The following is a 9,361-nucleotide window of genomic DNA, read 5'->3' as shown; positions in this document are numbered from 1 at the left end:
GGGTAGATCGCAGTATTTGGATAATCTGGAACAGGCGTTCGGTGCGACGCATTTTGCACTCTCTTCTCACACTACTGTCATAACGGTGAGAGTGGGGTTTTCTAGGACAGGCTCAGAGAACGAAAAATGGAGCCAGAAGATGATCCACCACGAACGCAGCCTAACAATTGACGCAACGCCCGATGCGGTGTGGGACGTGCTCAGCCGCTACATGCATATTGATGAGTTTGCTCCACAGATCACCTCTGTGGATGCCCTGACCGATGGTGAGGTTGGCTTGGGTTCGAAACGCCGCAACAACTTCGCGAACGGCACGTCCGTGGTTGAAGAAGTGACCAAATGGAAACCCGGAAGCGGGTACACTGTTCGGCTTTACCATATGGCGGCGATGCCCTTGCACGAGGCAAGTTCTGAAATCCGCATCACCCCTATGGGTGGCAAGTCCAAGGTCACATGGACCTTGGACTATCGTGTCAATTACCGGCCGCTCGGATGGCTCTTGGGGCAGACCATGATGAAGATGATGATGGGCAAGATCATCGACGCGAACCTTCAAAGCCTATCAAAAAGGGTCGGGGGAGTTTGACCAGTACAGCAAAGCGACACGGCCAAAGCTGCTATTCGGCTACTTCAATCCAAAGCAAGCTTCTCCATTGATCGGACCTCACCGGTACTGAACCGTTTGCGATCCATGACGAAGCCGGTCCGATAACCGGTTTGAGCCCTAGTTCCAGACGCTGCGCCAAATGCCGTTAGTTGCAAAGCGACGAAAGCCGGCGTCGGCTTGTTCCTGATCAAACTGCATGGAAGGTGACATTTTCAACGACGTAGCGTGCGAAATGAAAGTCGCGTATGCCAACAACATGATCGGCGTTGAATTCAAGCAGTATGATGAAGGGTTGTTGGCCATCGTCGACCCACAATGCTGCCCGGCGTTAACATTGTCCTAAGCGCAATTCCAGAATGTCGAGCGCACGATAATTGCCAAAATATTTGCCAATACGATCTTTGCCTTGGGTGCGGACGACCGCAACCAAATCTAGGCGTACGTCATCTATCAGCATTTTTTGGATACTAGGTATGTCGCGATCTCGGAACCTCTTAGCATAAAGCTGCAACAACGCCGCAGCCGCTGGCGGAAGCGGGATGATTTGTTCTTCCGTGGTTTGTGCGCCTAGGCGTTTCAAGTTGTTGCGGCCTCGGTTCAAGGCCGACTTAATGGAGCCAACCGACTGATCTTCGAGCATGTCGGCGATCTCAGCAAGCGTGTAACCCAAAACATCTTTCAGAATAACGCAGGCTCGCTGCAATGGCGTAACCTGTAGAGAGACAGATAGCGCAACTTTGGCGATCTCTTGTGTGTGGAACGGCGGCAGGTTGAAGCCCGTAATGTCGCGTTCATCAAGTGGGGCAGTCTTGTGGCGTGCCTGAGAGCGCAAATGGTCAATTGCCTTGTTATGAGCAACGCGTATCAACCACGCTTCTGTGTTGATCACGTCCGACCCGAGCAACTTTACCTGTGCAGTCAGCAGTACGTCTTGGACGATATCCTCGGCGTCGATCGCCGAACCGATCATTCGAGCGCAATAGCGGTGCAACTTCGGGCGGGCAGCACTTAGCGTGGTGGCCAGGGCGTCTTCCGAATCCGGACATGGGCTGCTCATGACGTATGCACCTTTGATTGTTTCATACTGCAATGCAGACGAATGAATTCGCCAGAAGGATACGTGTTCCGCGCAAAAAAATTGTCCTCGACCGTATCATTCAAGTTTTGGGCCACGTCTTCAGAGTACATGACAAAACCGAGAGGACATCACCATGATGCTTGCGAATGAACCCGCCTACAGTTTCGAGAAAACCGAGAATAATGACGCGCTACTCTTTTCATGGAAGTCTGACGCGAGTGTCGACGTCGCCCTTTTCCGAAAAGCAATCAGCGAATTCGCTCAGCTGTGTCTTGCTCATCGCCCGGAACGTGGCGTGATTGATGCCCGGCAACTTGATCAGACAGGTTCTGGGTTTGCTTGGCTTCGAGGAAACGAAGAGGGCCAACCCGAGAGCTATGACACATGGTGGGCACGCGAAATCCTGCCTGTATACATGCAAGCGGGGCTTGCGAAGTTAGCGGTGGCGACCGGCGACCTCAGTGCACCCGGCGAGGTCCCGATCCCTGAAACAAGCAGGCCATTTCGAATGGGTTACTTTCATAGCCTTGAAGACGCCTACGCTTGGTAACCCATACAACCCAATCTGAGGGACAGCGGTACCAAAGCCTATGACAGACGCAGCAGCCTTTCGTTCAGTTTGAAGCGAAAGGCTGTTTCGCACCGCGACTTGATCCTTCGAGATCTAGTCAAGAACGCAATAGTAGCGAATGTCAGTTATGCGGGCTGTGACCGCAGCATCGCAAATAGGTGGTGAATGTCTTTTGGGCCGGCAGCGCGAACTCAAGAGGGCATCCCGGTCTTCACTCGACTAGCCAAATCTGCCACGGACACGCCTTTAAGTTCTTCCTCAAAGAGATGACGTGCGGTCTCCAAGGCGGCTCTAGTTGCATCGGTTGCTGCATGTTCCAGAAAGCACGGCGAGGACGGCTCTGGCGCGCCAATCGCGAAGACGTTCGGTGAGCCGAGTGCCGTGTAGACCTGCAGCAGACTAATCTCGGCAGTCGGGCGCTGAAGGTGCCACCCGCCGCCGTGTCCTTTGATCGAGGCCACTAGCCCGTGTTTGCGCAAGCCCCCCATAGTTCGCCGCACCAGTGAGGCATCCATGCCGAACATTTCGCCCATGCGCTCAGACGTCACCGGCTCATCAATCTCGTCGAGATGAAGCAAGATGTGCAGCACACGGGGGAGCCTGTTGTCGGTTCTCATGGGGTGGATTGTATCTGATCTCGCATCTCGTGACAATTGTTGACACGAGATATTGATATGACATTTTAGGTCACATGAATTGATTGAACTCGAGCCCAAATGTCGAAACCGTCGGCAGACCAAACGCTCGCCACAAAGAGGCCGTGGATAGCCGTGTGGGCTCTCCTGCTTGCCGCTTTCGTCATGCTGCTGGATGTTACGGTGGTCAACATCGCGGTGCCAAGCATCGCGGCTGATTTGCGAGCGACGGATGTGCAGTCGCAGTGGATTTTGCTGGCTTATCTTGTGCCCCTCGCGGCCCTGCTTCTGCCCTTGGGCCGGTTCGGTGATGCCTTGGGGCGTCGCCGGTTGTTTCTGTTTGGCGTGGCAGGTTTTGCACTCGGTGGTCTGGCTGCGGGAACGGCGCAGAGCATAACGGCGTTAATCGCAGCACGCGTTCTTCAGGGCGTCGGGGCCGCGACGATGATGCCGCAAGTTCTGGCGTTGACCCAGGTGATCCTACCACCAGACCAGAGGCGGCGCGCTGTGGGCGACTTCGGAATGGTCAGCGCATTGGGTGCTGTTGCGGGTCCGATCATCGGCGGTGCGATCCTTACGATTGATCTGTTCGGATTCGGGTGGCGCTCGGTCTTCCTGTTGGTCATCCCGCCTAGTATTCTATCATTGCTGATCTCGGTGCCTTTCCTGCCCCCGATGGCAAAGGCACTTCAAAAATGATCGACGTTCGGAACGGATTGCTGGTTGCGCTTGCTGTGACGGGCCTTGTTCTTGCAGCGGTTCAGGGGCGGACCATGGGGTGGCCGATATGGATCATGGTATTGCCTCCGGCGAGTTTCCTGCTCTTTGCCTACGTTATCTATACCCAGCGGAACGCAGTGTCCGACAGCATTGGGCCATTACTGCCGTCGGCCCTGTTGAGGTCCGCCCCGTTTCTGCAACCGGCGTCCATGATCCTGTTGGTCTTTTGCGGCATCGCGGGCGTTCCTTTTCTGTTGGCGATCGCCTTGCAAGCCGGACCTCAGCTGTCGCCGGGGGAGGTCGCCATGGCGCTTGCCGCGCATCCGATCTTCGCTGTCGCCGGAGCGGCCGTAGCAGGGCGGTGGAGCCAGTCAAACCCGTGGTCGCTGCCGGGCCTCGGATCGGTCCTGACATGCGTGGGCATCGCCCTAATCGTATTCGCCTTCGCGCAAGCCGGCGATGACATCACGGCGCCTGTTCTGTTGATACCGCTCGCGCTGGTCGGATTTGGCATGGGGCTCAGCAATGTCGCACTGATGTCGAGCGCACTTGCTCAGGTGTCAAATGACATAGCCGGGGCCGCGTCGGGAATGCTCCAGACGGCACAGCAAATTGGCATCACTCCGAGTATCGCAATCGTAGGCAGCCTCTATTTCGTTAACGGATCGGGCGCCACCAGCGACGCAGCATCAGCTGCGCTGATCTTTCCGGGTGCCGTCTTTGCGGTGGCCAGCCTGCTGTGCGGTCTGGGTGTGATCTTTCAAAAAAAGGGGGAAACATGATGCAACCAAAAGCTGGACAGTCTGCGCAGGATTTCTGGGATGACCTGTATCGCGGCGCGAGCCATCGGACACGAGGCCAACCCTCTGCCATGCTCGAACGGTTCGCAATAGATCGCTCCCCAGGCCGCGCACTCGATCTGGGCTGCGCCAAGGGTGACGATGCAATCTGGTTGGCGCGGCAAGGTTGGGATGTCGTCGCAACCGACATCGCCCAAGAGGCCCTGAACATTGCGGCGGCCAACGCTGCGGAAAGGGGCGTGACGGATCGGATATCCTTCGAGCGCCATGATCTGGCGATGTCCTTTCCTGAGGGTCGTTTTGACTTCATCTCAGGGATGTTCCTGCAAACGCCTTTCGATTTCCCACGGCGCAAGGTCTTTGCCCAGGCATATGACCAGCTTGCGGCGGGTGGCATGTTGTTGATCGTTACGCATGGGTCTGCAGCCCCATGGTCATGGAATAAGGAAGATCATCCCTACCCCACACGGGAAGAGGACTTGGCCGCCCTTGGGTATGCAGCTTCTGATAACAAGGTCGCTTTCTTAGATGCGGTCCGCCGAACCGCGCACGGGCCCAACGGGCAAACAGCGCAGGTCCTCGATAATGTCATCGGGCTGGTCAAGGAGTGAGAGGGACGCCTCGCTCAATTCTCTACCCGAAGTCTCCTCTGACGGGCTGCACCGTAGCGACGAGCTCCGTGGAAAATGACCGCATAGGGCCGCAACGAGGTGTCCCCAAAAAACGACTCCCGACAATTCCTGGTTCTTCCCAAAGCCAAGCGACCAGCGTAGCCTATTAGGAGAGTTACGGATCAGGCGTTGACCTATGACCATGTGGAAACTTTCTGAAGAGCATCAAACCTCAGCAGGTCGGGTTTCGGCGGGACGTTGCGGTGAAGGGCCTGATTTGATTGTCGCGCATGGGTGGCCCTGGCCGTCATTTTCCTGGCACCGGATCATTCCGGAACTCTCAAAGACCCACAAAGTTCACTGGTACGACATGCCGGGATACGGGCAATCTGAGAAGCGTGGCGATCAACCGACCTCACTTGATGTTCAAGGCAAGGTGTTTGCCGAAATGCTGTCGAACTGGGGCCTAGAGTCCCCAACTGTCATCGCGCATGACTTTGGAGGAGCGACGACATTGCGCGCTCACCTGTTCCATGGCTGCGAGTTCGAGCGTTATGTTCTCATGAACGTAGTCGCAATGCGTCCATGGGGTTCTGAATTTTTTGATCACGTTGGCAAACATGTTGACGCCTTCACCGGACTTCCGGATCACATCCACAAGGCAATCGTAGTAGCCTATATTCAGGTTGCGCTCGCAGGCGAGATACATGAAGAAGACCTAAATCAACTGGTCACGCCCTGGCTGGCGGAGGAAGGGAATAGCAGCTTCTATCGCCAATTCGCACAAGCGGACGAAAAGTACACCGCCGAGGTGGAGCCGCTGTTCGGTGACATTCGATGCCCGGTCAAAGTCATTTGGGGAGAGGATGACCCCTGGATACCGATCGAGCGTGGCAGAGCACTGCATGAGCTCGTTGGCCAGAACCGATTTGAGGTGATGCGTGGCGTCGGCCATCTTCCGCAACTTGAGTCTCCTGAAACGGTATTGAAGGCGCTTTCGAGTTTTCTTTAACTTCCGACTCCATCCGTGATGAGTGAGTCCTGACCCTAGGGAGCATTTAAGTTGCGTCGGGCTAAGGTAAAACAATACGAAATTTTTGGTCAAAGTGCTGCACCAATGTGATAAAGCTGTGTTGAAACAAAAAAAGCCTTTTTATATGTGTTCAGGTAATGTCAAATGGAACGTTACATGAACGTATTCCTATAGGCTCCGCGCTTTGGCTTTGGTGATAGCCACTCGGGTACCACGAGACTGCTATTTGCCTCAATCATTTGGGATTGAGAGTTCGGCAGTCAACGAGTGATGATGGGCATGAGGCAGATACGTATTAAGGTGCCTGTCTCATCGTCTCGGGTAACCACATTGCTATGTCGGGGAACCAGATCAGGACAAAACACATCAGGACCATGATCATGAACATCGGGAATGCTGCGCGCGTGATGTAGCCCATTTCGTGTTCCGTCATGCCTTGCAACACAAAGAGGTTGAAGCCGATCGGTGGCGTGATCTGTGCCATCTCGACCACTACGACTACAAAGATGCCGAACCAGATCAGGTCGATCCCTGCCTCACGCACCATCGGTTCGACCACCGCCATCGTCAGCACCACGGACGAGATGCCGTCGAGAAACATGCCCAGCACGATGTAGAACACCATCAGGATCATCAGCAGTTCAAACCGCGACAGCTCCATCGTGGCGATGCCGTCCGCCAGCGCGCGGGGCAGGCCGGTGAAACCCATCGCGAGCTTGAGGAAGGCCGCCCCTGCAAGGATAAGCGCGATCATAGCGGAGGTTCTTGTGGCTCCCATCAGGCTTTCGGTGAACGTGCTCCAATTGAGCGACCCTTGGCTGGCTGCCAGCACCAGTGCGCCGATCACGCCAATCGCCGCGGCCTCGGTCGCTGTGGCATAGCCTGCATACATCGATCCGATAACGACGAAGATCAGGCATAGGACCGGAATTAGGAAGCGCGAGTTGCGCAGCTTTTCGGCGAAAGACATGCCGGTCTCCCGCTTTGGGTTCCAGCTGCCCGACAGGTACGAATAGGCGGCGACGTAGCCCATGAACATGAGCGCGAGGCACAGGCCCGGGAACACGCCTGCAAAGAACAGCTGCGTGATCGATTCATTGACGGTGACGCCGTAGACGATGAGCGCCAGCGACGGGGGGATCATAAGTCCGAGCGTGGCCGCGCCCGCAAGCGTGCCGATCACGATGCGTTCGGGGTACTCGCGCGCGCGCAGTTCGGGGATCGACATCTTGCCCACCGTGGTCAGCGTGGCGGCGGAAGAGCCCGAAACAGCAGCAAAGACCGTACAGCCCACGATATTGGTGTGCACGAGACCGCCCGGTAGCCGTGCGAGCCAAGGCGAGAGGCCGCGAAACATGTCTTCGCTGAGCCGCGTGCGGAATAGAATTTCGCCCATCCATATAAAGAGCGGCAGCGCCGTCAGCGTCCAGCTTGAGGATGTGGCCCATATGGTGGTGATCATCGTGTCGCCGACGGGGCGGGACGTGAACAGCTCCATCCCCACCCAGGCGACGCCCATCAGGGCAAGGCCGACCCAGACCCCCGTGCCCAAGAGAAGGAACAGGACAAACAGGAACAGCGTGATGGCATAGACTTCTTCCATGGGGCTACTCCGCAAAGCTCTGGTCGACAAGGTCCCGCTTGATCCGGTGATCGCCGCGGAAGAGCACATGGACCAGGTGGTCGGTCAGGGACAGGGCGAGGATGCCACCGCCGATGACCATGACCGATTGAGGGATCCACATGGGCGTGGCGTCCTGGGCCTGGCTGACCTCGTTGAACTTCCACGACCAGTAAGCAAACCAGTAGGCGTAGTAGGTGAAGTACCACATGACCCCTGCGGCGATGGCAAAGCACCAGATTTCCAGAAACCGCCGGAACCCGGCAGGCACTGCGTTCAGCAGAAGTGACACGCGGATATGTGCGCCACGGTTCAAGGCGTTGGCAAATGCAAAGAAGCTGGCGGCAGCCATAGCGTAGCCCGCATAGTTGGCTGCACCCGGGAAAATTTCACCCGTCCAGCGCGCAACCATCTGGGCCACGATCAGCAGCAGGATGGCGATCAGGCAAAGGGCAGCGAGTACCCCAGCGGCAAGGTAAATGAAATCAAGGACGCGGCGCAGACCGCGCAGAAGTCCGGTCATGGGTCTGTCCCCCGCGCATAGGAAAGGCGGGCCGGTCCGTCATGGATCGATCCGCCTTGCGTTGCTTAGTTGGCGTTATAGGCGTCGACGATGGCCTTGCCTGTTTCGCCCGCAGCTTCGAGCCATTCGGCCGTCATTGTGGCGCCAACCTCTTTGAGCTCGGACATCAGTGCATCGCCTGCAGGTCCGACAGCCATGCCGCCTTCGGCCAGACCGGCGAGGGTGAAGCCGGTGTACTCCTTGGCGCGCCATGTCCCCGCATACTCGGCTAGTTTGGCGCAGGCGTTGATTACGTTCTTGTTGGCGTCGTCCACGCCCGACCAGACGTCGGAGTTGATCAGCATGTAGTTGCGCGGCAGCCAGGCATCCACGGCGTAGAAGTGGCTGAGGCTTTCCCAGACCTTGCGGTCGTAGCCGGTGGCACCCGACGATACCATGGATTCAGCCACGCCGGTGGCGAAGGCCTGGCTGATTTCAGCCGCCTCGATCTGTACGGGCAGCATGCCGGTCAGCTCGGCTAGACGTGCGGTGGCGTTGTTGTAGGAGCGGAACTTGATCCCCTCCATGTCGGCCACGCCGTTCACTTCCTTGTTGAAGTAGAGGCCCTGTGGCGGCCATGGCACGGAGTAGAGCAGGGTCAGGTTCTGCTCGGCCAGCAATTCTTCGAGATGTGGTTTGGCCGCGCCGTAGAGTTTGTCATGCTCATCAAAGGACGACACGAGGAAGGGAACCGAGTCCCAGCCGAAGATCGCACTTTCGTTCTGGTGGCCCGACAGCAGGCGTTCGCCAATTGGGACTTGGCCGGTTTGCACGGCGCGCTTGATGTCTGCACCCGCAAAGAGTGAGCCGGAGGGGTGCGTTGTGATCTCGATGGCGCCGCCGGTGCCGGTTGTCACACATTCAGCAAACTCGGCGCCGGTGACGGAATGAAAGTTGGACCCTGAATATGCCATCGGCAGGTCCCATTTTTCTTGTGCAGCGACGGGCAATGCTAGCATCGTCGCCGCAGCCAGCGTGGCGCATGTTGTGGTGATTTTTTTCATTGTAGTCTCCCTGGTGGTCATTACTTTTTTGGCGCGGCCTTAGGAAAAACGCATTGGGTTAAATGCACTTATGTCAGTATTTACGGGCTGTTCCGCGACAAGACCTGCGGTGATCCTTC

Annotated in this window: 11 protein-coding genes; 6 read left to right on the top strand and 5 right to left on the bottom strand. The window is 56.8% G+C overall.

The genetic code is table 11. The annotated features are described in order from the left end of the window. Positions 1 to 586: SRPBCC family protein (locus AC6RA8_RS18640; protein WP_500354763.1), on the top strand; the 586-nt coding region annotated here is incomplete at its 5' end. Positions 587 to 935: 349 nt separating this feature from the next. Here the strand turns inward: AC6RA8_RS18640 and AC6RA8_RS18635 are convergent. Continuing rightward, the gene (locus tag AC6RA8_RS18635; RefSeq protein ID WP_500354761.1) at positions 936 to 1,664 is read right to left on the bottom strand and encodes an RNA polymerase sigma factor; all 729 of its coding nucleotides are present in this window, start codon (positions 1,662 to 1,664) and stop codon (positions 936 to 938) included. Positions 1,665 to 1,818: 154 nt separating this feature from the next. On the opposite strand from AC6RA8_RS18635, the gene AC6RA8_RS18630 reads away from it, so the two are divergent. Further along, on the top strand, positions 1,819 to 2,235 hold the full coding sequence (locus tag AC6RA8_RS18630; RefSeq protein WP_500354760.1) for a hypothetical protein: 417 nt from the start codon (positions 1,819 to 1,821) through the stop codon (positions 2,233 to 2,235). A gap of 212 nt (positions 2,236 to 2,447) precedes the next feature. On the opposite strand, the gene AC6RA8_RS18625 is transcribed toward AC6RA8_RS18630, so the two are convergent. After that, on the bottom strand, positions 2,448 to 2,873 hold the full coding sequence (locus tag AC6RA8_RS18625; protein ID WP_500354758.1) for an RrF2 family transcriptional regulator: 426 nt from the start codon (positions 2,871 to 2,873) through the stop codon (positions 2,448 to 2,450). Between the two features lie 153 nt (positions 2,874 to 3,026). On the opposite strand from AC6RA8_RS18625, the gene AC6RA8_RS18620 reads away from it, so the two are divergent. From AC6RA8_RS18620 to AC6RA8_RS18605, 4 genes are all read left to right on the top strand, one after another. After that, positions 3,027 to 3,590, top strand: a complete 564-nt coding sequence (locus AC6RA8_RS18620; RefSeq protein WP_500354756.1) for an MFS transporter — start codon at positions 3,027 to 3,029, stop codon at positions 3,588 to 3,590. Beyond that, positions 3,587 to 4,393, top strand: a complete 807-nt coding sequence (locus tag AC6RA8_RS18615; RefSeq protein WP_500354755.1) for an MFS transporter — start codon at positions 3,587 to 3,589, stop codon at positions 4,391 to 4,393. Before AC6RA8_RS18620 ends, AC6RA8_RS18615 begins: the two co-directional genes overlap by 4 nt. Then, complete coding sequence (locus tag AC6RA8_RS18610; protein WP_500354753.1) at positions 4,390 to 5,022, top strand: class I SAM-dependent methyltransferase; 633 nt, start codon at positions 4,390 to 4,392, stop codon at positions 5,020 to 5,022. Before AC6RA8_RS18615 ends, AC6RA8_RS18610 begins: the two co-directional genes overlap by 4 nt. A 196-nt stretch (positions 5,023 to 5,218) precedes the next feature. Continuing rightward, the gene (locus AC6RA8_RS18605; protein WP_500354751.1) at positions 5,219 to 6,034 is read left to right on the top strand and encodes an alpha/beta fold hydrolase; all 816 of its coding nucleotides are present in this window, start codon (positions 5,219 to 5,221) and stop codon (positions 6,032 to 6,034) included. A 316-nt stretch (positions 6,035 to 6,350) separates the two neighbouring features. On the opposite strand, the gene AC6RA8_RS18600 is transcribed toward AC6RA8_RS18605, so the two are convergent. From AC6RA8_RS18600 to AC6RA8_RS18590, 3 genes are all read right to left on the bottom strand, one after another. Then, positions 6,351 to 7,658, bottom strand: coding sequence for a TRAP transporter large permease (locus tag AC6RA8_RS18600; RefSeq protein ID WP_500354749.1), 1,308 nt, complete (start codon positions 7,656 to 7,658; stop codon positions 6,351 to 6,353). Positions 7,659 to 7,662: 4 nt separating this feature from the next. Next, positions 7,663 to 8,199, bottom strand: coding sequence for a TRAP transporter small permease (locus AC6RA8_RS18595; RefSeq protein WP_500354747.1), 537 nt, complete (start codon positions 8,197 to 8,199; stop codon positions 7,663 to 7,665). 65 nt (positions 8,200 to 8,264) lie between these two features. After that, on the bottom strand, positions 8,265 to 9,242 hold the full coding sequence (locus AC6RA8_RS18590) for a TRAP transporter substrate-binding protein (RefSeq protein ID WP_500354745.1): 978 nt from the start codon (positions 9,240 to 9,242) through the stop codon (positions 8,265 to 8,267). Positions 9,243 to 9,361 lie beyond the last annotated feature (119 nt).

The organism is Tateyamaria sp. (assembly GCF_059783535.1).
This window is presented reverse-complemented; position numbering and strand designations above follow the sequence as displayed.

Bases quoted from the DNA above. Each gene is read 5' to 3' on its own strand.
- AC6RA8_RS18615 (WP_500354755.1), top strand. From the start codon at position 3,587: ATGATCGACGTTCGGAACGGATTGCTGGTTGCGCTTGCTGTGACGGGC.
- AC6RA8_RS18635 (WP_500354761.1), bottom strand. From the start codon at position 1,664: ATGAGCAGCCCATGTCCGGATTCGGAAGACGCCCTGGCCACCACGCTA.
- AC6RA8_RS18600 (WP_500354749.1), bottom strand. From the start codon at position 7,658: ATGGAAGAAGTCTATGCCATCACGCTGTTCCTGTTTGTCCTGTTCCTT.
- AC6RA8_RS18590 (WP_500354745.1), bottom strand. From the start codon at position 9,242: ATGAAAAAAATCACCACAACATGCGCCACGCTGGCTGCGGCGACGATG.
- AC6RA8_RS18630 (WP_500354760.1), top strand. From the start codon at position 1,819: ATGATGCTTGCGAATGAACCCGCCTACAGTTTCGAGAAAACCGAGAAT.
- AC6RA8_RS18595 (WP_500354747.1), bottom strand. From the start codon at position 8,199: ATGACCGGACTTCTGCGCGGTCTGCGCCGCGTCCTTGATTTCATTTAC.
- AC6RA8_RS18610 (WP_500354753.1), top strand. From the start codon at position 4,390: ATGATGCAACCAAAAGCTGGACAGTCTGCGCAGGATTTCTGGGATGAC.
- AC6RA8_RS18625 (WP_500354758.1), bottom strand. From the start codon at position 2,873: ATGAGAACCGACAACAGGCTCCCCCGTGTGCTGCACATCTTGCTTCAT.
- AC6RA8_RS18605 (WP_500354751.1), top strand. From the start codon at position 5,219: ATGACCATGTGGAAACTTTCTGAAGAGCATCAAACCTCAGCAGGTCGG.